At 69.1% G+C, this 26,930-nt stretch carries 20 protein-coding genes; all 20 read left to right on the plus strand.

Annotated elements, in window-relative coordinates; all coding sequences use genetic code 11:
• The first annotated feature begins 38 nt into the window (after window positions 1-38).
• Complete coding sequence (locus DM992_RS36540) at window positions 39-869, plus strand: glycosyltransferase family 2 protein (protein ID WP_111021044.1); 831 nt, start codon at window positions 39-41, stop codon at window positions 867-869.
• On the plus strand, window positions 866-3,256 hold the full coding sequence (locus DM992_RS36545; protein ID WP_239511472.1) for a DUF4838 domain-containing protein: 2,391 nt from the start codon (window positions 866-868) through the stop codon (window positions 3,254-3,256). The genes DM992_RS36540 and DM992_RS36545 overlap by 4 nt, the downstream gene beginning before the upstream one ends.
• Entirely contained in the window at window positions 3,253-4,473 is a 1,221-nt protein-coding gene (locus DM992_RS43160; RefSeq protein ID WP_239511473.1) for a glycosyltransferase family 4 protein, read from the plus strand. The genes DM992_RS36545 and DM992_RS43160 overlap by 4 nt, the downstream gene beginning before the upstream one ends.
• Before the next feature lie 45 nt (window positions 4,474-4,518).
• Window positions 4,519-5,814: a polysaccharide pyruvyl transferase family protein gene (locus DM992_RS43165; protein WP_239511474.1), complete on the plus strand. Its 1,296-nt coding sequence runs from the start codon at window positions 4,519-4,521 to the stop codon at window positions 5,812-5,814.
• A gap of 87 nt (window positions 5,815-5,901) precedes the next feature.
• Window positions 5,902-6,774, plus strand: coding sequence for an IclR family transcriptional regulator (locus tag DM992_RS36555; protein ID WP_111021045.1), 873 nt, complete (start codon window positions 5,902-5,904; stop codon window positions 6,772-6,774).
• Between the two features lie 432 nt (window positions 6,775-7,206).
• A complete protein-coding gene (locus tag DM992_RS36560; RefSeq protein WP_111021046.1) occupies window positions 7,207-8,169 on the plus strand; it encodes a sigma-54 dependent transcriptional regulator in 963 nt (320 codons plus the stop codon).
• Window positions 8,170-8,330: 161 nt separating this feature from the next.
• On the plus strand, window positions 8,331-8,738 hold the full coding sequence (locus DM992_RS36565; RefSeq protein WP_111021047.1) for a DUF3467 domain-containing protein: 408 nt from the start codon (window positions 8,331-8,333) through the stop codon (window positions 8,736-8,738).
• A 9-nt stretch (window positions 8,739-8,747) separates the two neighbouring features.
• A complete protein-coding gene (locus DM992_RS36570) occupies window positions 8,748-12,512 on the plus strand; it encodes an N-acetylmuramoyl-L-alanine amidase (RefSeq protein WP_239511475.1) in 3,765 nt (1,254 codons plus the stop codon).
• A gap of 19 nt (window positions 12,513-12,531) precedes the next feature.
• Window positions 12,532-13,659, plus strand: coding sequence for a hypothetical protein (locus DM992_RS36575; RefSeq protein WP_111021048.1), 1,128 nt, complete (start codon window positions 12,532-12,534; stop codon window positions 13,657-13,659).
• On the plus strand, window positions 13,656-13,919 hold the full coding sequence (locus DM992_RS36580; RefSeq protein WP_072443952.1) for a hypothetical protein: 264 nt from the start codon (window positions 13,656-13,658) through the stop codon (window positions 13,917-13,919). The genes DM992_RS36575 and DM992_RS36580 overlap by 4 nt, the downstream gene beginning before the upstream one ends.
• Entirely contained in the window at window positions 13,916-14,737 is an 822-nt protein-coding gene (locus tag DM992_RS36585; RefSeq protein WP_111021049.1) for a hypothetical protein, read from the plus strand. The genes DM992_RS36580 and DM992_RS36585 overlap by 4 nt, the downstream gene beginning before the upstream one ends.
• Window positions 14,734-16,206, plus strand: coding sequence for a S8 family serine peptidase (locus tag DM992_RS36590; protein ID WP_111021050.1), 1,473 nt, complete (start codon window positions 14,734-14,736; stop codon window positions 16,204-16,206). Before DM992_RS36585 ends, DM992_RS36590 begins: the two co-directional genes overlap by 4 nt.
• A 58-nt stretch (window positions 16,207-16,264) precedes the next feature.
• Window positions 16,265-18,058 carry a hypothetical protein gene (locus tag DM992_RS36595; RefSeq protein ID WP_111021051.1) on the plus strand — a complete coding sequence of 598 codons (1,794 nt, stop codon included), beginning with the start codon at window positions 16,265-16,267 and terminating at the stop codon, window positions 18,056-18,058.
• 50 nt (window positions 18,059-18,108) lie between these two features.
• Complete coding sequence (locus DM992_RS36600) at window positions 18,109-19,161, plus strand: hypothetical protein (RefSeq protein WP_111021052.1); 1,053 nt, start codon at window positions 18,109-18,111, stop codon at window positions 19,159-19,161.
• 39 nt (window positions 19,162-19,200) lie between these two features.
• Window positions 19,201-20,580, plus strand: coding sequence for a hypothetical protein (locus DM992_RS36605; protein WP_111021053.1), 1,380 nt, complete (start codon window positions 19,201-19,203; stop codon window positions 20,578-20,580).
• A 3-nt stretch (window positions 20,581-20,583) separates the two neighbouring features.
• Window positions 20,584-21,885 (plus strand): hypothetical protein, encoded by a 1,302-nt coding sequence (locus DM992_RS36610; RefSeq protein ID WP_162631825.1) that lies wholly within the window; start codon window positions 20,584-20,586, stop codon window positions 21,883-21,885.
• 3 nt (window positions 21,886-21,888) lie between these two features.
• Window positions 21,889-22,884, plus strand: coding sequence for a hypothetical protein (locus DM992_RS36615; protein ID WP_111021055.1), 996 nt, complete (start codon window positions 21,889-21,891; stop codon window positions 22,882-22,884).
• A 134-nt stretch (window positions 22,885-23,018) separates the two neighbouring features.
• A complete protein-coding gene (locus tag DM992_RS36620; protein ID WP_111021056.1) occupies window positions 23,019-24,464 on the plus strand; it encodes a hypothetical protein in 1,446 nt (481 codons plus the stop codon).
• Window positions 24,465-24,788: 324 nt separating this feature from the next.
• Window positions 24,789-26,084 (plus strand): MFS transporter, encoded by a 1,296-nt coding sequence (locus DM992_RS36625; protein ID WP_111021057.1) that lies wholly within the window; start codon window positions 24,789-24,791, stop codon window positions 26,082-26,084.
• Between the two features lie 45 nt (window positions 26,085-26,129).
• Complete coding sequence (locus tag DM992_RS36630) at window positions 26,130-26,912, plus strand: substrate-binding domain-containing protein (protein WP_111021058.1); 783 nt, start codon at window positions 26,130-26,132, stop codon at window positions 26,910-26,912.
• The last annotated feature ends 18 nt before the right edge of the window (window positions 26,913-26,930 follow it).

Consider the following 26,930-nt stretch of genomic DNA (forward strand, 5'->3'; position numbering starts at 1 on the left):
ACCGGCCGACACAATCCACCACGGCGCGGGGTATCACGATGGAAACCGAAGGAAGAATCAGCGTCATCGTCGTCAATTACGGCACGCCCGACCTGACGATACGATGCGTGGCGTCATTGACGTCGTTACGCGTCGCACTCGCCGACGACATCGTCGTCGTCGAGAATGCGTCGCCGGACGACTCGTACACGCGGTTGCGGCACGCATTGCCGCACGGCGTCAGGCTGCTGCGCGCGGCATGCAATCGCGGCTTCGGCTCCGGCGTGAACTTCGGCATGGCCGCCTGTCGACGCGACTACGTGCTGGTGGTCAATCCCGATACGCGTTTCAGCGAGAACGGGCTGGCGAAAGTGCTGGAGCTGTTCGAGACACGACCGGAGGCGGGGCTCGTCGGGCTAGACCTGCAGTATCCCGACGGCCGGCGCCAGTACTCGGCGCGACGGTTCTACAGCTGGCTCGACATCGTCGCGCGACGCACCGCGCTCGGCCGCTCGGGCCGCTTTCGCGCGCGGATGAACCAGCACCTGATGATCGATGCATGGTCGTGCGGCAACCCGTTCGATGCGGAATGGGTGATGGGAACGGGGTTCGTGGTGCGGCGCGACCTGTTCGAGTCGCTCGGCGGCATGGACGAATCGTATTTCCTGTACATGGAGGATGTCGATCTGTGCGCGCGGACCTGGCTGGCCGGCTATCGGGTGCTCGGCATGCCGGGCGTCACGCTCGTGCACGATCATCAACGACAGTCGGCGGCGAGCCCCGTGTCGCGAGCGGGGCGGCATCATCTGCGCAGCCTGTGGCGGTTCTACCGCAAGTTCCACGTGCCGCTGTCGTTGCCGCCCGGCGTCTCGCGGATCGCACGGCAATGAAGCCTGCTGCGCCGGTTCGTGTCGTCGTGCGTGCCGCGGCTGTCGCGTTGTGCGCGATGGTCGCGCGCGGCGGCGATTGCGCGCAGCCGGTGCGGCCGCCGCACGACGCGAATGTCGTGAATGTCGTCGCCGGAAAACCGCCGGTGTCGGCGCCGCGCGTGCTGCTCGCGCGGAATGGCGTTGCGCGCTACCTCGTTCGCGCCGGTGCGACGGATGCCGTGACGCGACATGCGGCGGACGAGATTGCCGACTATCTGTCGCGGATCAGCGGCGCGTCGTTCGCCGTGTCGGACGACGGGCACGACCGGACGCCGGCCATTGTCGTCGGCGGCGAGCATGCGGCGGAACGATGCCGTTCGGCACACGCGACGCCGCTCGGCAGCGACGGCTTCGTCGTCTGCCGCAGCGGCGACGACCTCGTCGTGGCCGGCGACACCCCGCGCGGTACGCTGTTCGGCGCGTACTGGTGGCTCGACCGCAAGCTCGGCGTGAAGTGGCTCGCGCCCGATGCGACCGAGGTGCCGCAACAGGCCGAGCTGCGCGTCGACACGGCGCCCGTCCGGCAGGTTCCGCGCTTCGCGTATCGGGAGGTGTTGAGCGCGGAAGGGGAGGACAAGCCGTTCCGCGCGCACAACCTGCTGAACGGCGAGTCGCACGGCACGTCGTATCGCGCTTCCCCGCCCGATATCGACATGTGGGATCGCAGCTGGCTTGCGCGGGACGGTGACGCCGATTTCTGGACGCTCGTGCCGCGCGACCGGTATGCGGCCGCACATCCCGCCTGGTATGCCGGCGGGCAACTCGCGATGATGTCGGCCGACGTCCGCGCCGCGATGGCGGCCGGGATCGTGAAGCGCCTGAAGCGGCAACCCGACCCGGCCCGCATCTGGTTCGGCATCCGCGATATGGACTGGGGCTGGGACCTGGACGCAGCCAGCCGCGCGTTTGCCGACGCGCACGGCGGTGCCCCGTCGGCGGCGTTTCTCGATATGGTGCGGGACGTGGCGGCGCGGGTCCGGCAGGAGGTTCCCGGCGCGCGTTTCGCGATGCCGGCCTATCACTGGGGCTTCACGCCGCCGGACGGCATGCAGGTTCCGGATCACGTTCGCGTGTATCCGATGACGATCCAGGTCGACTACGGCGCCGCGCTGAACGAGGACCGCAACGCGTCGCTGCGCGACGGCCTGCGCAAATGGAGCGACATCGCGCGGCACGTCACCGTGTGGGATCACGTCGTGAACTTTGGTGGCTATATCCAGCCGACGCCGAATTTCTATCCGATCGGCCGCAGCATCGCGTGGCTCGCCACGTTGCCGAGCGTCGACGGCTACTTCGCGGAAGGCGACTGGCAGTCGCGCGGCGGCGAATTCGCGAGCCTGCGCGTGTGGTTGATCGCTCGGCTGCTCTGGACCCCGAGCGCGAACCCGCGCACGCTCGTCCGCGAATATTGCGACGCCTATTACGGCGCGGCTGCTCCGGCCGTCGTGCGCTACATCGATCGCATGCATGCCGCGCTGCGTGCGAGCGGCGACGTGCTGGCCGAACAGACACCGGTCGGCATGTCGATGTACACGTACGACTTCGTCCGCCAGTCGGAGCGGGATTTCGATGCCGCCGCCCGTGCGGTCGACGGCGATGCCGTGCGTAGCGCGCGCGTTCGCCAGGCGCGCATGCCGCTCGATTTCGTGATCCTGGCGCTGCGCGACCGCTATGCGGCGCGTGCCGCGCAGGAAGGCTGGGACCTCGATATCCGCGGGCGGCGCGCTAGTTTCGACGCGGCGATCTCGGCCGCGGGCGTTCGTCAGTATCGGCAAAGCGGCAATCTCGCGGCACTCGGCGCATTGCTCGATATCGACCGGCATCCCGTCGTTGCGCCGCCGCTCGTGGCGGGCCTCGCGGACAGTGACTGGCGCGCGATCGATGTTTCGCGCGTGAATCTCTACGACAGCGCGCGCATGGTGGCCGACCCCGCTGCGCTCGACGGCGCCGCGATAGCGATACGCGGCTATTCCGGCGTCTGGGCAATCCAGCTCAAGCTCGACAAGCTGCCGCGCGATGGGCGCTGGGATCTCTACGCGTCGGTGCGTGTGCCGGAAGGCGGCGCTGCGGGCGGTGCTGGCGATGCGGCCGTGCGGGTGGGCGCCTACCCGCCGATGACGCTGCGTATCGACACGCCGGCGCGCACGCTCGACGACGCGCGATTCGGATGGCTGCCTGTCCCGGGCGGCCCGTTTGCGTATGACACCGATCACGAGAAAGGCATTTATGTCCACGGAGTCGGATTCGCGCGAGGCCAGTCCGTGCGCGTCGGCGCCTTCATCGCCATTCGGCACGGTGCGCCGGGCGGCGCGCTGCCGTCGGTTCCGCTCAAGGGAAACGCTTCATGAAAGTTGCCATCGTTTCGCCCATTCCGCTGTTTCCCGTCAATGCCGGCAATCGCAGTCGCGTGCTGAATCTCGCGCGGGCGGTCAAATCGCTCGGCTGCGACGTGCACTTCGTCTATCTGGAATCGCGCCAGACGGGCGGCATGGATCTTGAAGCGCATCGCCGTGAGTTTGGTGCCGACCGCGTGTCGATATTGCGCCGCGCGGGCCTGGCGCTGGCACTATATCGCGTCAAGCGGGTGGCCTGGCTGGTGCGTCGTCTCGCCGCGAAAGCGGCCGGCAGCCGACATGCGTACTACACGGGGCTCGACGAATTGTTCAGCGAGCGCTTTACCGCGCAATTGCGCGCGCTGCAGCAGCACCACGCATTCGATGCCGTGTTCGTCGAATACGTGTTTTATTCGCGCGCGCTGGATGCGTTTCCCGATACGGTGGTCAAGGTCATCGATACGCACGACATCTTTGCGGACCGGCATGTGCCGTTCATCGGCCGCCCCGGCGCGAAGCGCTACATGTTTTCGATTCCGCCGCAACGGGAGTGCGACGGACTGCGCCGCGCGCATGTCGCGCTGGCCATCCAGGCCGACGAGGGCGACCTGCTGGCGGCGCGCCTCGGCAGCGGCGATACCCCGGCGGTCGCGGTGCTGAGTCACCTGCTGGCGTTTCCGCCGCAGGTGGACTGTGCCGCGCATGCCGACGCGACCTTCCTCGGCAGCGACAACCAGCCGAATCGCGACGCCGTCAGATACTTCGTCGACGAGATCCTGCCGCATATCGTGGCCCGGCTGCCGGCGTTTCGCGTGCATCTCGCCGGCACGATTGCGTCGGCCGTCCCTGACGGGCCGCACATCGTCAAGCGCGGCCCCGTCGCCGAGCTGGGCGACGCATTCGCCATCGCACCGATCTCGATCAATCCGATGCTGCTCGGCACCGGCATCAACATCAAGCTGCTCGAAAGCATGGCGCTCGGCGTGCCGATCGTCAGTACCCGGACGGGCGCGCGCGGCCTCGGCGAGCATGACCTGCGCGGGGTGACTGTCGTGCGCGACGGCGATCCGCAGGGCTTTTCGGATGCGGTAGTCCGGCTCGCGACGGATCGCGCGCATCGGATTGCCCAGGGTGCGGCGGCGCGCGATTCCGCGCGAGCGTGGCACGACGCGCAGCTTCGCGTTCTTCGCGAGACGCTCCAGCGGCGGCCGCCGGTCGCCGCACCGGCCTGACGGATGCCTCCATCGAAACCATCGAATCATTCAGGGGAATCGAACATGTCTAAACTGGCCGGTCTGAAGCAGCGGCTTCGCGTGTGGTTGTATGTGAAGCGATTGACCATGCAATGGCGTCGTGAGGCCATGCGAGGCATCACGGGCGACGACGGCGCATCCGGCGCCCATCTGCTGATCTTGCCGTGCGATCCGTGGACGCTGGTCGGCTCGAAAGGCGATGAAGCGATGCTGCGCGCGGTCGTCGAGCGGTTGCGACAGGCGAACGGCGAGTTGAAGGTGTCGGTCGTCACGGCCACGCCCGCGGCAGCAGACGCGGCGACCCAGCTCGGTTTGCATGCTGTCGACGCGTGGAACGAGCCATGGCGCCTGACGGACACGGTCGAACGGCTTGCCGCGCTGCGACCCAGCGCGGTGGTCGTCATCGGCGCCGACGTGATGGACGGCTACTATTCGCCCATTACGTCGCTGAGGTTGCTGGCAACGGCGGATCTGCTGGTCAGGCGCGGCGTGCCGGGCACGATTCTCGGCTTCAGCTTCAACCGCTTGCCGTACATGCAGTTGCGGCATGCATTCGATCGGATCGACGCGCGGCTGCTGGTCAACGTCCGCGACGGCGTCTCGCTCGATCGATTCAGGCGTTTCAGTTCGGCGAGCGCGGAGCTCGTGGCGGATTCAGCCTTCATGCTCGAACCGGACGATTCGTCCGATTGCGTCAGGGGCACGGCCGCGTGGGTCGAAGCGCGCCGCGCGGCCGGCGACATCGTGATCGCATTCAACCTTCACCCGATGCTGATCCGCCGGGCCAGCGACGACGATATCGCTGCGCTGGTCGCGTCGGCACAGGCAGCCATTCGCGAACTCGCGAAGCTTCATCGGATCAGCATCGTGCTGCTGTCCCACGACTATCGCGGCCGGGACGGCGACGATACCTGTCTCGAGCCGTTGCATCACGCATTGGCCGCGACGATGGGCGAGCGGCTTTGCTACCCGCGCACCAGGATGTCGGCGGCGGAACTGAAGGCCATTTCAGGGCAGGTGGACGGTGTGGTCACCGGGCGCATGCATCTGGCGATCGCCAGTCTTGGCATGGGTGTGCCCGTCGCGGCGCTGACCTACCAGGACAAGTTCCAGGGGCTCTTCAGTCATTTCGGTCTGTCGGACAGCTTCTTGCTGAAGCCCGAGGACGCGATGCGCGCCACGCATCTGGCGGCGGTACTGGACCGGTTCGTGTCGGCGCTTCCGCAACTGCGCAACCAGGTGCATGCCGCACTGCCGCGCGTAAAGGAGGCGTCATCCGGAAACCTGCGCGGCGTGATCCATGCGATTCGGCCTTCGTGAGCGGTTTCCACGATATTTTTGCTGCATTCGCAGCAGCGCCGCATGACGCGCGCTCAAATGAGATGAATTCCAGAGGTATCGTTTCACATGCGGAATCCAAACGAAGATCCGGTTGATCCCGACGGTTCAGGGCTCAGGAAAAAAGCGCATTATCGTGCGCCGGCGCTCGAGAAGGGCCTCGATATTCTCGAGTTGCTCATCGGTCGCGAGTACGGAATGGCGCAGGCGGACATCTGTCGCGCGTTGAAGCGCAGCCGGAGCGAACTGTATCGGATGATGCAGGTGCTCGAGGAGCGGGGGTACATCTACAGGGTGGATCGTTACGACCGTTACGCGCTGACCATGAAGCTTTATTTCCTCGGACAGCATCATGCGCCGACACGATCGCTCGGCGCACTTGTCACGCCGCTGCTGCAGCAGTTCGCATTGCAGACCGTCCAGTCGTGCTACCTGACGGTATTCGATGGCGACATGATGGTTGTCATCGCAACCGCCAGCGCTGAAACGGAATGGAACCTGGCAGTCCGGGTCGGCACGCGCGTTCCGCTGCACGGCAGCGCCGCGGGCGAGATGTACCTGGCTTTTCAGAACGAAGACGTGCGAACCCGATTGCTTCGGACAATCGGGCACGACGTCGAGTCATGGAATCGGCCGCGCAGTGACGAAGCATTGCCGACCCATCAGGTAGACGGCTATATCTGCCGCCCGAATGAGCGCATTCCCGGCATCACGGATATCGCAACGTCGATCGTCGACAAGTCGGGCTCGGCAATCGCCATCCTCGCTTGCCCATACCTGGCGCTCTCGGGAGAAGCCGGGGCGATGTCGATCAGGCAGATCGGCGTCGCGCTGTGCGATACCGCACGACGCATTTCCGCGACGGTCGATCAGCGGTTCATGCAATCTGCGGTCGAGACGCCGTCGCGTGAGCCGGTGCGGAGTGCGCGTCGGACGGGTTGAGGGCATCCCGGCGATTCGTATGGCACGGCACCCGCGCGTGCGATGACGCGCGATGCGGCCCGGGCAACCCGGCCGTGGATGGTCGGCGTGCTCGGACCAAACTCCTTGGCCAGTCGATTCCGCTATGAAAATGCGTGAAATGGCCTGTTCGCTTTTTGCGCCGGCGCATTGGCGGCCGGGCATTTCGTGCGCAAGCGCCGATGGTCGGCAGGTTGTACGAATATCGATAATGACACTACACTGATTATCAGCCGGCGCCGGGACACGCGGTTATCCATTCAATACGCATCGCAAAGTACTAATTAAACGCGTGCCGACAATCGCCATCGAGGATGGTTGTCTTGTTCCTCAATATCCAGCGGGGGGAAAGTGGCGATGAAAATCGGGGCTGCGCATAACCCGTCAGCGGTTTGCTAGCCGAGCGGCGCGCGCATGAGCACGACCGGAAGCATTCAGGCGACGTCACTCGGGCTGCATGGCTCGAGCCCGGCGATGACCGACCTGCGCCGCTATCTGGCGAAGGTCGCGCAGACCGATACGACGGTGCTCGTGACCGGCGAAACCGGCACCGGCAAGGAGCGCGTCGCCGCCGCCGTCCATCGCCTCAGCGCCCGCACCGGCAAGCCATTCATCGCGGTCAACTGTGCCGCCGTGCCCGACAGCCTGTTCGAATCCGAGATGTTCGGCCACGAGCGCGGCGCTTTCACCAGCGCGCAGAACGCGTTTCCCGGCCGCTTCGTCGAGGCCGACGGCGGCACGCTGTTCCTCGACGAAATCAGCGAGATGCCGCCCGCCGTCCAGGCCAAGCTGCTGCGCCTGCTCGAAGACCGCACGGTGATGCCGGTCGGCTCGCTGCGCCGACGCGCGGTCGACGTCCGGATCGTGGCCGCCAGCAACGAAAGACTGGAGGATCTGGTCGCCGAACGCCGTTTCCGCCCGGATCTGTTCTATCGCCTGAACGTCGCGCGCATCGAGATACCGCCGCTGCGGGAACGGCCGGAAGACATCGCGTCGATCGTCGATCACTTCGTCGCCGAACACAACCAGCGGCGTGCGATGCGGGTGGGGCGGCCCGATCCGGCGTTGCTCGAATGCATGCGGCACTACCGGTGGCCGGGCAACGTGCGCGAGCTGCGCAACCTGGTCGAGGCGTTGTTCATCGATGCGCCGGAAGGGCGCCCGTTCGGGCTGGGCGACCTGCCGCCTGCGTTTCGCCGCCTGTTCGTGCAGGACTTTTCCGCCGGCGAACACGAGCGCGAGCGGCTGGTCTCGGTACTGCGCCAGACCAACTGGAACAAGATGGAAGCGGCGCGCCAGATGAACTGGTCGCGCATGACGCTGTACCGCAAGCTGGCCAAGTACAACCTGGACGGCGGCAACACTGCATCAGTGTGACAGCGCGGCTGTCACATGGTACAGCCCGGCAGCCTTCACGCATTCCGGTCCGACCGGGAAATTCCACGGCAAATCATGCGCTTGCGTCAGCGCCCGCGGGTTGGCCCGCTCCTTGCGAAGATCGACGGACAGACCGCCCGTCGCCATGCAAGGAGGCCGTCGTGCACGTCATCGAGCCACTCCAGGACGCCCCGCCGGACCCGGCGCAGCCGGCCGGCCAGCCACGGCCGCTGCTGGCCAGTTATGCGAATTATTTCGAGGTCGGGCATAACGCGTTCGAGTTCCTGATCGATGCCGGCCAGGTCGAGCCGCAGTCCGGCAGCGTCCAATTGATGAGCCGCATCGCGGTCAGCCCGGTTCACGCCAAGCTGCTGGCGCAGTTGCTCGCGCGCTCGATCGCCCAGTTCGAAGCGACGCATCACGACATCCCCGACATTGCCGACATCGCCGAACCGGAACCGGATCTGGCGATTCTTCCCCCGCAGGAATTCGAACAGCGCGCGATCGATGCGCGCAGCAAGCCTATGCTCGGCGGCCGTCGCGACGAGCCCGATCAAAACCAGAGCTGAGGACACGACATGGCAGCGCAACTCCATCCCAACCGCATGGTCGTGACCGACCGCTTCCCGATGCTGGGCTTCACGATTCGCGTCGGCCACGCGCCGTGCGTCGCCGAACTGGTGATCGCCTCGGATCCCGCGCTGTTCGTGCGCAAGGAAGGCCGCACGTCGTCGACGTTCTACACCAGCCGCGAGGACGGCCTGCTGGCGATCCCGCGCGGCGAAGCGGTGTTCATGGTGCCGCCGGCGGTGCTGGCGCGTTTCGCGGGCGCGGGCCGGCTGTGGTTCGGTCTCGCCACCGCCGCGTCGCCCGATGCCGACGCATGGACGGTGGACGTCCTGCCGAACGCCGACAGCCCCTACGTGTCGCTGTCGGGGCTCAGCGACCGGGGGTTGCGCAGGGTCCTCATGTTCCCGACGCGCGGGGGGGCCGGCGTCAGGAGCCCGCTGTTGAACTGGGCGGGCGACGGCACCCGGCCGGGCGCCACCGCCGTGCCGGCGCCAGCCGCGCCGGCAGCCGTTCCCGCCGCGCCGCAGCCGGGCGTCGAAGCTGCCGCGCCACACCACGACGTCCACTACGACGACGGGTTCGGCCCGCTGCCGCCGCTGCACGCCGCAGCGCCGGTCGCAGCGACGCCCCCTGCGCCGGCACCGGCGCCTGCCGCCGCGCCGGCGCCCGTCTCGCAGGGGATGGGCGACGATGCCGACTTCCGCATTGCCGGCGAGCGCCGCAGCTTTACCTGGCCGCGGCCGCGCAAGCTCTCGACCGTCGAGCGGGCCGCGCTGCGCGCGATGCTGAGCGCGAATCCGGCCACCGCGTCGCTGCTGCTGCTGCTGCCGGTCGCGATGCGCAACGGCCTGTCGGTCTCGATCGGCGCGGGCGCGGGCGCCGGGCTGGAGGCCGGGGGCTCGGGCTCGGTCGGCCTCATCTTCGACGCCAATGGCGACGACATCGGCGCTTTCGCGGCGGGCGAGCTCGACTTCGGCTTCATCGTGTCGGCGAGCGTCACCGGCCAGGTCAGCCTGCTGCGCGGGCATATCGACGATTTCGCGGGCGCCGGCACGTCGGTGGGCGTGATGATCGGCGAAGCCCCGGCGGGCGGCATCTCGGCGCTGTTCAACGCCCGCAACGAATTCGTCGGCGTCACGCTGTCGGCCGGCGTCAGCGTCGGCAGCCCGGTGAGCATCTTCGTCGGCGTCTCGCGCGCCGCGTCGGGCACGCTCGCCACCTCGTCGTCGCTCGCGTGGTCGCGCAGCCTGAGCGACGACCCGGAGGCGTACGGTATCGATACGCCGCCGTACAGCGACGACGACGCGGCCGCCGAGCCGTCCGCAACGGCCAGTGCGCTGGCGCTGGGGGCGCGCGAGAACAGTCTCGTCACGCGCACCGCGGCCAGCCCGAATTTCGACGAGGGGCGCGGCAGCAGGACGATCGACCGCATCGTCATCCACATCGCCGACGTGCCCACCGTGCAGCACGTGGTGAATACCTTCACCAATGCCGCGTCCAAGGTGAGTTCGCATTACCTGGTCGGGCAGGCGGGCGAAGTCGTCCAGTTCGTCTCCGAGGCCGACACGGCGTGGCACTGCAAGGGCTCGAACCAGCGCAGCATCGGCATCGAGCATATCGCGGTGAAGCGCGGCGGCGCCGACTACCCGCGCCGCAACGGCACCGTCCAGCATTTCGACGCGCTGGCGCCGACCCCGCTCCAGTACGAAACCTCGGCGGCGCTGGTCGCGTCGCTGTGCGACAAGTATCAGCTGCCGATCAATCGCACCACGATCATGGGCCATCGCGAGGCCGACACGTCGACCGGCCATACCGCGTGCCCCGACGGCAACTGGGACTGGGACTACTTCATGCGGCTGGTCAACAGCCGCACCTGCCAGCCGCAGTCGGCCGGCCAGGCGCTGGGGCTCGCCGCCCGCGGCCTCGGCGACGACATTCCGCTCGATCCGGGCGTCGGCGGCCTGTCGATCGGCACCGATGCGCTGGAGATCGGCGACATCATTCTCAGCACCACCGGCAATCCCGGCTCCGGCGTCATTCGTGCCGGCTCCGGCGCCGAGGTCAGCCATGCGATGCTCTATGTCGGGCAAGGCGGGCAGGTAATCGAGGCGATTCCCGGCGGGGTCCAGCTGCGCCCGCTCGCGGATGCGCTGGCCGACGCGCGCCTCGCGGTCGCGTTCCGGGTGCCGGGCCTGACCGATGCGCAGAAGCGGCAGGTCGCCGATGCCGCCGCGCGCTACCTCGATCGCGGCTTCAACTATGTCGGGCTGGTCCGCTGCGGCGGCTACCTGATCGATCGCCACGCGTGCGAACTGCTGTCGGGCGACGCGGCGGAGCGCTGCCGCCGTTTCGTCGGCCGCATCGAGCTCGGCGAAGGCGCCGACACCGACAACTTCTTCTGCTCGCAACTGGTCGCCCAGTCCTTCCAGGACGCGGGCAGGCCGATCGTCAGCGTGCCGCCGCACTGGGTGCCGCCGGGCGATCTCGCCAGCCTGTCGACCGGCACGATGGCCCCGGGAACGCTCGCGTATGTCGGCCACCTGAAGGCGCCGATCCCGAGCCGCAGCTTCTTCGGCATCGGCCAGGCGCTGTCGGTCGCGCCGGGCACCGCGCGCGCGCTGGGCGCCGACGACTGGACGGTGAACTGGGACGAGGTGCAGCTGACCCCGCAGCCTACCGACATGGGGTGCTGGGCGACGGCCGCGTCGATGGTGATCGGCTGGCGCGACAACCAGAGCGTCGACCCGGCGCTGCTCGCGCGCTGCATCAGCCTCGAGCGCCAGATGCAGGATGGCCTGAAGCCGGCCGAGGTGGCGGTCTTCGCCGGGGCGTCGAGCCTCACGGTCGAACCCAATGCGTGCTTCGCGCCCGAAGGCTTTCGGCGGTTGCTCGAGGCCAACGGGCCGATCTGGGTCGCCGAAGTCGTGCGCGCGCCGGTCAACTTCTTCCATGCGGTGGTGGTGACGGGCATGTATCGCAGCGGCGACGCGTATTTCGTGCGCATCACCGATCCGCTGGACCGCGTGGTCGGCACGCCGGGCCATCCCGGCGCGCGGACCCTGCCGCCGACCCACGCGACCGGCAGCCGCTACATCATGACTTACGAGGATTTCGTGTCGGAATACGAGGCCGCGGCCGGCATCGGCGTGATCCAGCTCATGCATGCGGGCGGCACGTTCGGCCACCTGATCAATCGCGGCAGCGCGGCGGGCGCCGGCTACGCGCTCGGCGTCGAACCGCCGGCCGCGGGCGGCGAATTCGGCTTCGGCGTGACCCTGACCCGGCGCACCGAGAGCCGTGACGGGCGCAGCTACGATCTTGCGCAGCTGGCCGGGCTGGTCCAGCCCGCCAATGCGCTGGCGGGCGGCGCCGGCCAGCCGCGCATGACCGGTCAGCGCATCGCCCTCGACGACTGGCCGTACATCGACGGACCGAGCGGCCGCACGTCGGCGCCGGTGACGATCGACTGGGCGTGGCAGGGCGGCGCGGTCGGCGACGTCGCGATTTCGCCGGGCGACGGGCAGATGCTCGACGGCTGGAGCGCGCTGGTGCGCGCCGATATCGGGCGCGGTTCCGGCACCCCCGAGCGAGCGGGCGTCAAGCTGCGCATCACCACCACGTTCCGGCATGCCGGCGAGGAGGATCAGATCGGCGTGACCGAGGTGGTGCTGAACGGCGACGGCCGCTTCCAGACCGTGCACGGCGCCGACGGCGCGGCGCCGCTCCCGGCAAGGGGCACGCAACCCGCGGCGCGCGAATTGCAGCCCGCCTGACCCCTGAGGGACACGCGCGATGGCCCGCCACATTCCCCCTCCGCCGCCCCGCGGTGCGGCAGCGCCCGCGACGGCGCTCGCTCGCGACGCGTTCGGCCGCGAGATCGTCGACGGCTCCGGATCGAGCGACCCGGGCAGGCAGGACGGCGCGTTGCCGCAAGCGACGCCGGCCGGCGGTCCGGGCGCGTCGGCGCCCCCCAAGGAGAAGGCGACCGACGCCATCGGCCGGCGTGCGGCGGCACTGGCCGACGCGATCGATTTTCCGACCTTCGTCGCGAGCCTCGTGCATGGCACGTACGACGCGATCGTCGACAGCTCGATCAAGCAGGTCGAGAGTTTCGCCGACCTGGTCGGCGCGGTGGCCAAGCCGCTGGACCAGTTCGCGCAGGAGAACGTGACCGACGGACAGGCGCGCGCATGGCTGGTCGAGCAGTATCCGCACGACGTGACGCTGGTGCAGGACGGCGGCGAATACCGTCTCGCGCCGGTGGTCCGGCCCGGCGACGACGACGCGGCGCCCGCGCCCGCGTGGCTCGCCGATTTCGGCGCCGCCGACGGCGCGTTCGATGCCCAGACGCTCGAATCGGTGGTGCTGCCCCGCGCCCGCGAGCGCGTCGCGCAACATCGGCTGTCGACGTTGTCGACGATGGTGCTGCTGGGCATGCAGCGCGTCGTGGTCAAGGACGGGACGATCGCCGCCAGCCTCAATTTCCAGGCCAAGGCGCGCGATCGGGCCGCCGTGCAGTATGCGACGTCGAACGACCCGTCGTCCGGACAGACGACCTGGGGCGGACGGGGGACGTCGGGCGACGTCGTGACCACGGTCTCGACCGTTGCGGTCAATGCGCAAACCGATACCGATCTCAAGGCGACGCTGACCGGGAAGGTGAGCATCAATTTCGCGTCGGAGACACTGCCGCTCGACCGTTTCGTCGACGAGGCGTCGCGCAATCTGCTGGAGCGGCACAGTCGGCCCGCGGCGCGGATCGCGCCGCCGGCGCCGTCGGCCGCGACGGTCGCCCAGCCCGCCGCGCCGGTTGCGGCGCCCGCGCCCGCGGCGACGCCTGCGTTGCCGGCCGCACCTGCCGCGCCCGCTGCTCCGGCCGCTCCGGCTGCGCCCGCATCCACTCGAGGAGAACCGGCATGATTTCGCAGCGGCCGCTGGGCGAGACGCTGGGCGCGTTTGCCGACGTTGCCGAACTGCTGACCGCGGGTGCGGCGCAGGGGCTGCAGGTGCGCTCGCTGGCCATGGAGCTGCCGCTCGACCTGCGCGTCGCGCGCGGCGCCGGCGGCATCGAGCTGGTCGGCGACCTGCCGCAGTTCCTGACCCGCACGGCCTTCGATCCGGAGCCGGCGCGGCTCGTGATCGTCCTTGAAGCCGTGCCGGCTGGCGGAGCGGGGCAATGAACAGCAACGCCAGCCTGCGCCTCGAGGATTTCATCCAGGCCGTGCAGAGCCAGCTCGACAACGCGCAGGCGGCGATGGCGATCAAGGCGCGCAACCTGAACCTGCCGCTGACCTTCGCGATCAAGGACGTCAACCTCGATTTGCGCGCCCATGTCGAATTTGTCGAAAGCGAGGTCTGGATTCGCCCCGCCGGCCCGGGCGACACCGACAGCAGCACCTTCCATCTCGTCTTCACGACCATCACGCGGCCGGCGATCGAGGAGAATGCGATCGCGCTGTCCGAGGACAGCAAGGACCAGCCGCTGGACGCGCTGGGCGACGAACTCTCGGCCGAGGACCGCAAGCGGCTGGAATGGGCCGGCGTGCGCACGGTCAGGCAATTTCGGCAGGCCGAGCAGCGCGACATGGTGCATGCGATCGGCCGCGTCACCAACCTGTCCGTGGACCGGCTGCGCCGGGCGCTCGATCGGGCGTCCGCGCCGAGCGTCGAGCGGGTCGAGCCCGTGGCGCCCGCCATCGACGCGCTGCCCGATGCGTCGCCGCTGCTGCGCGTGGTCGGGCGCAATCTCGTCAATGGCGGGCACGCGCCGCTGGTGCGGATCGGCAATCGCCCGGTCGCCGTGCTGCAATCGGCGGACGACGAGCTGCTGCTCGCACCCGGTCACGACCAGTGGGCCGGCGAACTCGCGGTCTCGCCGACGAGCCGGCATGCCGCCGCCATGGCGTTCGACCTGAGCGCCTTCGCGCCGCCGCCGGCGCCCGCCGCCAGGCCCATGACCCTGGCCGCCGTTCCCGGTCAGGAGGAGACGCGGCCATGACGATCCATGCACTCGGCACGCCGTGGGCGTCGCCCGGCGAGCGGCAGTTCAGCCTGCCGACCAGCCTGCTCCTGAAGCTGGCGCTCGGCGAAGCGCCCGAGCATGTGCCGTCGATCCGCGACGTGACGCGCGGCGCGCTGGCCGCCGCGCAATGCATCGACGGCGGCCCGGTCGACCGCATCGTGGTCGCGTTCGCCGGCCGCTTCCTCGCGGTGCGCCCGTTCAGCGCGGTGGCCGGGCGCTGGCTGTCCGGGCAGGCGCACCACGGATACGACGCGGTCGAGCAGGCGACGGGCATGGCCCGCACGCTGCTGCTGCGCGTGCCGGCCGGCACGCCGATCGGCGCGCTGTGCGACTCGCTCGCGCAGCTCGCGAGCGTGGAAAGCGTGACGCCCAACTACGTGGCGATGGTGCCGATGGACGCGCCCGGCCGGCTGGCGCCCGTGCCGCCGGCCGCGCGGTTCGCGCAGGATGCCCGCGCGCTGGTGCGCATGGCCGACGCGCATGCGATCGAGCGGGGCGACAGCAGTGTCACGGTCGGCCTCATCGACAGCGGCATCGCCCGCCAGCATCCCGAATTCGCCCACGCGTTCCGCGCGGGCGCCGACACGGTGCGGCTGGAGCCCGGCGATCTGTCGCCGGGCGTGCAGCTGCTGAGCGGCCACGGCCATCGCGGCGATTTTCCCGAGGACCGCTTCGTCGGCCACGGCATGGGCTGCGCGGGCATCATCGCCGCCGAGGGCGTGGCGATGCCGCGCGGACTCGGCGGCGATTGCCGCATCCTGCCGATGCGCGCGCTGGCGGCCGCCCGCCTGCCGGGCAACGCGCACGCGGTCGGGCTCGGCGCGATCGCCGACCTCGACCGCGCGCTCAAGCTGGCGGTCGACCTTGGCGCCAAGGTCATCAACATGAGTTTCGGCACCGACGATGCGACGATCGCCGCCAACCGCCCGAAACCGCATGCCGACACGATTGCGTATGCCGCCGCGCGCGGCTGCATCCTCGTTGCCGCGAGCGGCAACAACGGCAGCGTCACCCGCTACTGGCCCGCCGCCTACCCGCAGGTGATCGCGGTCGGTGCGGTGGGCGACGACGGACGGCCCACCCCGTTCTCGACGCGCGGCCCGCACGTCGCGCTGTGCGCACCGGGCGAACGGGTGCTGACGAGCGCGATCGAGGCCTATCAGCTTGCAACCGGCACCAGCTTCGCCGCGCCGTTCGTCGCGGGCGCCGCGGCGCTGCTCGTCGCGTATGCGCAGCGCCGCGCCTATCCGCTCGACGGCGCGACGGCGCGCGATCTGCTCGTCGCCACCGCCCGCCCGTTCGCGCCCGGCGCGGCGGACGGCTGCGGCGCCGGCATTCTCGACGCGGCGGCGGCGCTGCAGGCGCTGTCCGGCCGCATCGACGCGTACGAAGCGGCGGGCGACGACGGTTGCGCGGGCAAGGAAGGCAGTGCCGACGACGGCTGACTTGTGCGCCGGATCCCGTTCATTCCCTCGAACCGACCGGATTTCAAGGAGAAGTTAAATGTTTCATGTCAATGATCAAGTCCGCTTCCTCGACTTCGTCGACCTCGAGACCCGGGCACGCGACGGGCTGGTCGATATCGTCAACCGGCTCGAGTCGCTGAAGCGGCCGCCGGTCGCTGCCGAACGCGAGCAGCTCGCGCTATGCAAGGCCATCCTCGACGTCGTCTACGGCAAGACGTCGTCCGACGGTGTGGCGGAGGTCTGCGACCCGCTGTTCGTCGCGACCCGCGAACTGCTCGCCAGCAAGTCGCTGGTCAACCCGCCGCTGCTTTCCGAGGAAAACGGCCAGCTGATCTTCGGCGCGGACGGCGCGAGTGGCGCCAATGGCGCGAACGGTGCGGACCCCGCACCCGCGGCGATCACGCTGGTCGCGCTGGTGCTGGGCATCCTCGCGGTGGACGGGGCCACGCCGCCGCCCGTGAAGGTCGCGGACGGCCGGACCGTGCCGGACGGCGGCAGCGGGCTGATGAACGCGTTTACCCGCCAGTTCTTCGCGGCGGTGGGCGAAGCCAATTCGTACGGGGCGCTCGCGCAGCGGGTGCTGGCGCTGCTGTGCATCGAGGGCGATCCCGACGGCCGCGGCGGCGAGAAGCCGGGCGTGGTCGCCACCGAATTCGCGCGGGTGATGCGCGGCCTGCAGGCCCGCAAGATCCAGGCCGACGAGCCGCAGTTGCGCCGCCGCATCAACGAGGAGCTGAACACCGTCCAGAACATCGGCGGCGAGGACGCGATCGCCGATCTCGGCATCGACCTGCCGAACCTCGAGGATCTGGAGGACGCGAACATCGTCGCCGACAATGTGCGCGTGATGGGCCCGATGATCGTCGCCGCGATGTTCGACGAGCTCAAGGTGTTCCAGGTCGTCGACCGCATCGTCGAGCAGTTCCAGCACGGCACGCTGCCGATCGGCCCGGGCAATGCCGGCAAGCTGCTCTATCGCTACTGGCGCGAAACGCCGAACCGCATCTCCGAGCAGGAGCGCAAGAACTTCGCGGCGATCACGCTCGGCGTCCCGGGCGGCGATCCGAATACCGCGGGCAACCGCGAATTCAACGACCTGTGGATCCGCTTCGTGTCGTCGGTGTCGTCGTTCGTGCGCCAGACCGAGGTCGACTCGTTGCTGCGCGCGAGCGTGCCGAATCCGATCAACCACCAGCAGGTGCGCAAGGCCGCCCGGGATCTCGCCGGCAACCTTTCGCTGCACGGCTACGGCATGGCGCATTACGCCGCGCGCGAGATCCAGTCGCAGGTGAAGTTCATGATCGACCTGCTGCAGGACCCCGAGATCCGCGGCTGCTACGGCGCGAAGGACATGTGGCAGGTGATCGACCAGGTCGCGACCTACGATCTGGGCGGCGCGCGTACCAGCTCGCGCTATCGCACGCTGGCGACCTGCGGCACGATCATCACCGCGTGGCTGGCCAACAACGTCGATCGCGTCAACAAGGCGACCGGCCCGCTGCTCAGCATCGACCAGATCGCCAATCCCGACGTCTCGTCGAACCACAAGTCGACCGTCGATCCCACCGACTACGACCTCGTCAACGCGTGCGAGCTATGGCTGGCCGATACCGCGACCACCGATACGCAGATCGAGCAGTTCTCGCAGCCGCGCGAGGCGCCGCAGATGACGTCGAAGCCGGTGCCGATCCCGGCGATGGCGCGCGAGATGCTGGACGGCGTCGGCAATATCGGCGCCGGCATCGGCCTCGGCACGGGCGTGCCGGTGAAGGCGGGCTACGACGTCGGCACGCACAACGGCGCGAGCTACTACTCGAACCGCCCGCACTGAACCGGCGTTGCGTGCGCTGCGCCATCCCCGAACCCTGCCGGAGCCGAGCCATGCCCCTGACCTCAATCCGCGAGCCGGTCGTCGCCCGGGTCGAACGCCGCCTGAAGAGCGCCGCGCGAAGCCTCGGCACCGCCGATCCTTTCGCGCCGTCGCGCGACCTGTTCCTGCGCACGTTCGGCGACGGCGCCGACGATCTGCGGTTCCGCGACAACGCGCTGATGCCGATGGCGGTGCCGTTCGAACCCAGCTTCTCGGAAAGCCAGCCGGGCAAGCTGCGTTTCACGATCGAGCCGCTGCCGCCGGAGGCGTCCGCGATTGACCGGCGCGACGCGTCGACGCGCGAAATGCGCAAGCTGATCCGCGACTTCATCGGCCGCGAAGCGCTGCACTGGTTCGACCAGGCGAGCGAACCGTTCCGGGGCTTCGCGCGACCGGGCGGCAACCTCGACTACGGCGCGTTCTTCGGCTCCAGCTATGACCGTGACGGGCTCTACGCGTCCAAGGTGTACTACGAGCTGCCCGGCGACGCCGGCACGATCGAGAACCTGCCGCGCGACCTGGCCGGCATCGTCCAGGCCGCGCTGCAGATGGTGCCCGGGCTCAAGCCGCTGTTCACCACGATGGCGGCCCAGCGCGACCTCGGCGGCCAGCGGCTCACGTTCGCGTGCACCCGGGCGCTGCGGCTCGCCGATCTCCAGCCGGTCATGGAGGCGCTCGGCATCGGCCATCGCCTGCCCGGCATCATGCAGCTCCTGGGGCTGGTGCTCGGCGGGCGGTTCGACCTGCCGCCGCACGGCGCGCTGCTCGCGTTCGGGCTGGGACCGGACGGGCCGGATTTCGAGATCTACGTGCTGCTCTCGGCGATCCCCGACGTGCCGCCCGCGTTCCTCAGCCTGCTGACGATGGGGCTCGCCGAGCGTCCGCGCGGGCTGCAGGCGCTGGAGCAATGGATGGGCGCGTTTACGCCGGAGGACGCGCATTGGCCGGGCCGCTTCTCGATCGTCAGCCTGCGCACGGACGCGGCTTGCCCGGCGCGGGTGAGCCTCTACCTGCGCCCCATCGAGTTCGAGTTGCCGGTCGACGCGTTCGCCCAGGCCAGTTGAATCCGAATCGCTTCGTCACGCGTTTCCCGCGAGGTCGCCATGTTCCAGCAAGCTGCCCGTCCCACGCCGATCGCGCCGCCCCCGCGCGCCGCCGCGGCCGCCCCGCGCCACACGCCGCCGGTGCCGGCCGACGAAGTGCGCCACGGCGTCGCGCAGATGCTGACCCGATCGCAGGCCTTCAACGCGATGCCCGACGCCGATCGCCGCGACATCGCCCGCAACACCGCGTTGATCGCCGATTACCTGGCGCGGCCCGAGGGGTTCGCCGGCCACGAGATTCCGGGCGGTCTGGGCATCGCCCCGGCGCGCGCGCTGGACGACAACACGGATCATTCGGCGCACGAGGCGGATTTCCAGACGCATAACCAGGCGGTGGAGGGCATCGGCAAGTCCAAGTTCACCGCGTCGGCCGCGCGCGAGGGCGCCGCGGTGGCGGGCGAGCTGCTGAACCAGGTCAAGTTTCCGACCTTCGTCGCCAGCCTGATCAGCGGCGTGTTCCAGTCGATCACCCACAGCTCGATCGAGCAGATGAAGGCGTATCAGGAAATGATCGCGCAGGTGGCGAAATCGCTCGGCCAGTTCGCCGACGAGCACGTGACCGAGAACCAGGCGCGCGATCACATGGTCGGCCAGTTTCCCGACCTGTTCGAGATCGGCATGGACGACAGCGGCGATACACCGAGCCCGCGCGTGCAGGTGCGCGACGGGGTCGACCCCGACGAAGCGTCGAAGACCGTGCGCGCCCGCCTGCAGATGGGCGACGGCGACACCTTCGACCTGTCCGACGAGGCCTCGGAGCTGGCCATCGTCAACCGCTTCAAGATGCAGCTCGCCAAGCAGCGCCAGCAGATGCTGGCGTCGATCGTGCTGATGGGCATCAACCGCATCGTCGTTACCGACGGCAAGATTTCCGCGAAGATCATCTACGACGTGCGCGCGCAGGACACGCTCTCCAAGCAGCGCAGCGCCACCGCGGTCGACCTCGCCCGCGACAAGGACGGCAACGTGCAGACGACCTATGCCGGCAAGGGCACCTACGACCGCGGCGGCAAGTACGACTCCAGCAACGACAAGGACAACGGCCGCCAGTACAGTGCCGACTACTACGCGAAGGGCGATTACGAATACGAGAACAAGCCGATCATCACCGCGTCGACCGCTGCATCCGAAACCAGCAATGCGGCGATGCAGACCAAGATCCAGCTGTCCGGCGCGGTCGACGTCAATTTCAAGAGCGACTACCTGCCGCTCGACAAGATGGCGACGCCGCAGATGATCGCCACCATCACCGGCAACGCGACGCCGGCCGACCCCAACGTGCTGCCCAGCCCGAAAACGCCGCCGGCCGCCGCCGCCGCGCCTGCTGCGGCTCCCGTTGCCGCACCGGCCGCCGCACCGGCTCCGGCCAGGGGAAACTGAGCCATGCGCCTGTCCGCTCCCCCCGACGCGCTTCACCCGGTGCGGCCGCCCACGAGCGCCGCCGCGTTCGATGCGACGCGGCCCGAGGTGCGCCGCCTGCTGACCGCGATTCCATCGTTCCTCGACCTGCCCGACGACGAGCGCCGCCGCATCGCCGCCGATACGGTGCGGGTGCTCGCGTACCTGGCCGATCCCAACGGCGTGCATGCGGAGATCGCCGCGCGCGAGGCGAACGGCGAACTGCCGCGTACCGGCCTCGCGCGCCCCGTCGCCGCACCGCGTCCGGTGCCGGCCGCCGCCGCGCTGGCCGACGATCCCGTCACCGCGACCAAGCGCCAGCTGTCGCAGGATCCCGGCTTCGCCGGCAAGGACTTCCAGGCCGGCGCGGTCAAGCAGGGCGTCGAGCAGTTCGGCCAGATGGTGCAGAAGGTCGATTTCCCGAAATTCGTCGGCGGCCTCATCAAGAACGTGTTCCAGGCGATCGTCGAAAGCTCGATCGAGCAGATGCGCGCCTATGGCGAGCTGATCGCCAACGTCGCCAAGACCACCGCCCAGTTCATGAGCGACAACATCAGCGAGGGGGCCGGCCGCGACTATCTCGCCGATTCGTTCCCGGACGTGCTGTCGGTGCAGGCGCAGGACGGCGCCGACGCGTTCGACGCCGACAGCGCCGGCGCGGCGGCCGCCGCGGCCCCGTCGCGGCTGGTCGCGCAGGGTGACAACGCGCCGCAGCGGCTCGCCGAGATCAGCCGCAACTACAACCTCGATCCGCCCGTGACCGACCTGTCCGACGACAAGTCCGAACTGCGCCTCGTCACCGCGGCGCGCCTGCAGATGGCGAAGCAGCGCCAGCAGCTGCTGTCGTCGATGGTGATGCTCGGCATCAATCGCATCGTCGTCACCGACGGGTCGATCAACGCCAAGGTGGTGTTCGACATGCGCGCCAGCGACACCGCGAAACGCACCTATACCGCGTCGATGCACGACCGCGAGAGCCAGAAATACAAGGAATCGCTCAGCGCCCACTACGGCAGCTGGTACACGCCTTATTCGGCCGACGCCGCGTTCGAGGGGCAGCAGGAACACGTGGCCACCGTCGGGTCGGCGCTCGACGACACCAGCGAATCCAAAGCCGAGGTGAAAGCGAAGCTCTCGGGCGAGGTTCGCGTCAACTTCAAGAGCGACTACCTGCCGCTCGACAAGATGGCGACGCCCGAGATGATGTCGGTGATCCAGGGCAACTCGACGCCGTACAACCCCAACAAGCCGGGCCCCGCCGTCGGCTTGCCGGCCGGGCAGCACTGAATCATGGCGCGCATGCTCATCGCCCCGCTGGCGGATGCCGGGCTCGCGGTCGCCATCCGGTCGGGGGAGCGGCTCGTCGAGCGCGCGACCGCGCACGGCCTGGCCTTCGCGCTCGACGAGCTCGGCGACATCGCGATCCCCGATCCCGTCGCCGCGCGCGTCGACAAGGCGCAGCTGCGGGCGCTCGCGTCGCTCTATCTGGCGGCCGATCTCGAGCCTGCGGGCGTGATTCCCGCGGTCGAGGCGCTCGCCGGCTTGTCCGCGAGCGGCGCCGTCGGCGTCGATCTCGGCGGCGCGGGGCCGCTGGTCGCCAACTGGTGGCGCCGCCGCGCCGAGAAGCTGGCGGCCGGCGAGCGCGCGGCGTTCTATTCGCGGTTGTTCGGCACCTCGTACGGCCCGGCGGCGGCGGATGCCGAGCGCAACGTCCAGTTCGAGGAGTGCATGCTCGCGCTTTGCGAGGCGCTCTACAAGCTCGACGAGACGCCCGGCGCCGACCCGCGCGGAGATCTTGGGCACCAGGCGCGGGTCCGCAACGCCGCCCGCTCGCTCGCGCGGAACCTCGGCGCCGCGTGTACCGGCGTGACCGCGTTCATGGCCGGCGAGATCGTCGGCATGCTCAGGGACGCGTTTGCGATCCTCGGCCATGCCGATATGCGCCAAGGTTTCGGTGCGCACGACATCTGGGGCGTGGTCGCCGGCATCGGCCGGCTCTCGCGCCAGCCGCCGCGCCAGCCCGCCGCCCATGTCCGGCGCGGCAAAGCCGGGATGACCGTGATCGCGTGGCTGGCGGACGTCGCGGATGCGCTGGGCGGCGCGTCGCCGCTGGTGACCACCGACAACCCGGTGATCGCCGCCGCCGCCGAATGGATCGAGGCAACGCTCGGCCTCGGCGAGAAACCCGACGGCCAGGCGCCTTCCGCCCCGGACGCCGGCCGTGCCGTGCCGCCGGCCTTGGGCCCGGCCGCGCCGGAGAACCCGTGGGCGGCACTCGGACGCTGACATGAAAGCTCGTCGCTCAGGCCGTCGCGATGCGGACGGCACAACCGGGGTAGCGAGGGCGACGGACGCGCCGTCGCGATCCCGGCCGCGCGCCACGCGTCGCGGGACGCGCGATGCACGGCGGAGCCGCTGAGATGGCGGCGGCCGCGCGCCTTGCGCGTTCGCCGGTGCTGCGGCCCGACGTTCGCCACCGCGTCCGCGAACTGCTGTCCGCGCAGCAGGGCTTCGGCGCCCTCGATCCGGCCACGCGCCGCGATCTCGCGTCCGGACTGGTGCGGATCGGCTCGATCGCGCTCGACCACGACGCACTCGCGGCGGGTCCCGGCGCGGCGCTGGCCGTTGCGCAGAACGCCGGCTCGGACTATTCGGGCACCGCCATCGACCGGATGGCCGGCACCACCCGGGCGGTGCTCAACGCGGTTTCGTTCCCGCGCTTCGTGACCGAGCTGATCACGGGGGTCTTCAAGGCGATGAACGATTCGAACCAGCAGCAGCTGACCGCGTTCGTCGACCTGATCCGCAACGTCGCGCAGACCACCGAAGGCTTCGCGGACAGCAACGTCGGCATCGCCGGCGCGCGGCAGTGGCTGGCCGAGCATTTCCCCGCCGCCTACCAGGTCACCGGCGACGACGAGGCCGCGGACGATGCCGACGAATTGGCGGGCCTGCCGCCGGACGAGCGCCGCCAGCGCCAGCAGGAACTGCAGGCCGAGCGCGATGCCGCGACCCGGCTGACGTTGCGCCCGGGCGCGTCCCCGCCGGCCGAAGCGGCGCTGCGCAGCGCACTGGGAATGGGGCCGGGCGACGCGGTCCCGGCTTCCGATCCCGAGCGCCTGGTGCCGCTCGCGCAGCAGGTGCTGGCCCGCAACCGCCAGCAGTTGCTCGCGACGATGGTGCAGATGGGCCTGCAACGCATCATCATCGAAAGCGGGCGGCTCAACGCCGCGATGAATTTCCATATCGACGCGAGCAGCGCCGCCGCCAACGACCGCGGCTCGCAATTCGACACGCGCAACACGGTGGGCGTGAGCGGGGGTGCACGCTTCGGGCCCTGGGGCGCGGAGGCCAATGTGCAGAGCACGATCGGCTACGTGTCGACCGACCGGACCCAGACGACCGAGAGTTCGCACGCCGACGTCAACCTGAGCAGCGGCGTCGAACTGGTGTTTCGTACGGACTACGTGCCGTTGAACCGGCTGGCGGGCGTGGGCGACGTCGAGCGCATCCGCGTCAACACGATCAATCCGGATGCCGAAGCGGCGCGCCTGTCCTCCGATCGCGCCGCCCAGCGCGGCGCCGAACAGGCCGACATGGCAGCCCGCCGGACCTCGCTCGACGGCGGGCTGCGCCCGCCGCCCGGCGCCGCGCCTGCGGCTTCGGGTTCCGCCGCGTCAGGCTCGGCAGGGGGAACCGGTGCCGGCCAACCGTCCTCGTCGCCACCGGCCGCGGCGCACACGTCCGCGCCGCAGCCGCCTTCCGGGCCTGGCGCCGCAGCGTCCGCGTCGCCCGCGCACCCCGCGGCGGCGTCACCTCGATCGCCTGCCGGCGCAACGGCAGCGGGGCACCGCGCAGCGTCCTGAGCGCGCGCATTGGCAGCCGTTCCCGAAGCGTCAGCATTTAAGTGTTTATTTATTGTTCCTGCCCGGATGGTGGAAACCGCATTTCAAGGGCTGGAGCGAAAAGCCTTGCGGCTATTGGCTCGCCGTGTCCGAGACGGAAAACGGGCGGCCTCGCCTGAATCCTCGTCGAGGTCGAGTGGCGCTACCGGGCGATGATTGATAACCAAACAACATCAATTCTTCCAAAATTCGCACTTATCGTTTCTCTGCCGCCGGGCGAACATTACCGAAACGACAATCGACCGCACCCCCCGCGCATTGTCTGAATTATCTGGAGACACCCTGATGCACCCGTCACCCAACCTTCCGACCGGACGTTCGAAGGCCGCCGCGGTATTCCGCGTCACGGCCGGCAACTTCCTCGAGCAGTTCGACTTCTTCCTGTTCGGCTTCTATGCGACGCAGATCGCCGCCGTGTTCTTTCCCGCCGCCAGCGAGTTCGCTTCGTTGATGATGACGTTCGCCGTGTTCGGCGCCGGCTTCCTGATGCGGCCGCTGGGCGCGATCGTGCTGGGCGCGTACATCGACGACGTCGGCCGCCGCAAGGGCCTCATCGTCACGCTGGCCATCATGGCAAGCGGCACGATCCTGATCGCGTTCGTACCGGGCTACGCGACGATCGGCCTGCTGGCGCCCGCGCTCGTGCTGATCGGGCGGCTTCTGCAGGGCTTTTCGGCAGGTGCCGAGCTGGGCGGCGTATCGGTCTATCTTGCCGAGATGGCCACGCCCGGCCGCAAGGGCTTCTACACGAGCTGGCAGTCCGCCAGCCAGCAGGTCGCGATCGTCGTCGCAGCGGGCCTCGGCTTCGCGCTCAATCAATGGCTCAGCGCATCGGCCATCGCCGCGTGGGGATGGCGCGTGCCGTTCTTCGTCGGCTGTACGATCGTGCCGTTCATTTTCATGCTGCGTCGCAACCTGGAGGAAACGCAGGAGTTCAAGGCGCGCCGGCATCGTCCCGGCATGAAGGAAGTGTTCGGTACGCTGGTCCAGAACTGGGGCGTCGTTCTCGCAGGCATGATGCTGGTCGCGATGACGACCACGAGCTTCTACTTGATCACGGTCTACGCGCCGACTTTCGGCAAGACGGTTCTGCATCTGAGCACCGCGGACAGCCTGCTCGTGACGCTGTGCGTCGGCGTGTCGAATTTCGTCTGGCTGCCGATCGGCGGTGCGCTGTCGGACAGGATCGGCCGCCGGCCGCTGCTCGTCGGCATGACGGTGCTCGCGATCGCGACCGCCTATCCTGCGCTGTCGCTGCTCGCTCATGCGCCGTCGTTCGTCAACATGCTGCTCGTCCTTCTGTGGCTGTCGTTCATGTACGGGATCTATAACGGCGCGATGATCGTCGCGCTGACGGAAGTGATGCCGGTGGAGGTGCGCGTGGCAGGCTTCTCGCTCGCCTACAGTCTCGCGACGGCCGTATTCGGCGGCTTCACGCCCGCCATCTCGACGGCGCTGATTCACATGACCGGTGACAAGGCTGCACCGGGCTACTGGATGAGCCTCGCCGCGGTGTGCGCGCTGCTCGCGACGTTCGCCCTCTATCGCCGCCAGACGCCGACGCTGACACCCGCGCACTGACGCCCCATGCCGAGCAACCTACCCCGACTCCGCACGTCGACAACCATGAAAAACCTGCTCCTGAAACTGTGCGCGACCGCGCTCGTTGCCACCACCGCAGTCACCGCGAACGTACAGGCCGCCGACCTGCACGTGATGAGCTCGGGCGGCTTCACCGCGGCCTACAAGCTCCTTGGCCCGCAGTTCGCGTCCCGCACGGGCAACACGCTCGACACCGCGCTCGGCCCGTCGATGGGCAAGTCGCCCGAAGCGATTCCGAACCGGCTTGCGCGCGGCGAGCCTGCCGACGCGGTGATCATGGTCGGCTACGCGCTCGACGATCTGATCAAGCAAGGCAAGGTGATCCCCGGGTCGCGCGTCGAGCTGGCCGATTCCCGCATCGGCGTGGTCGTGCGCGACGGCGCGGCGAAACCCGACATCAGCTCGGCCGAAGGCCTGAAGCAGGCGCTGCTGCATGCAAAGTCGGTCGCCTACTCGGATAGCGCGAGCGGCGTCTACATCGAGCGGGAATTGTTCAGGAAGCTCGGCATCGACGACCAGATGAAATCGAAGGCGAAGATGATCCCGCGGATTCCGGTCGCGTCCGTGGTCGCGAACGGCGACTACGAAATCGGCTTCCAGCAGGTGAGCGAACTGCTGCCCGTCCAGGGCGCGACCTTCGTCGGCAAGATTCCAGAATCGCTGCAGTCCGTCACGCGCTTCGCCGCCGGCATCCCCGTCGGCGCGCAACATCCAAAGGAAGCGAAGGCACTCCTCGACTATCTCGCGTCGCCCGACGTGCAGGCGGAAGTGAAGTCGACCGGACTGGATTCCGTCTCCGCGCATTGAGCACGAACCACGGGAACG

Source organism: Burkholderia sp. JP2-270 (assembly GCF_003233675.1).
Classification (GTDB): Bacteria; Pseudomonadota; Gammaproteobacteria; order Burkholderiales; family Burkholderiaceae; genus Burkholderia; species Burkholderia pyrrocinia_C.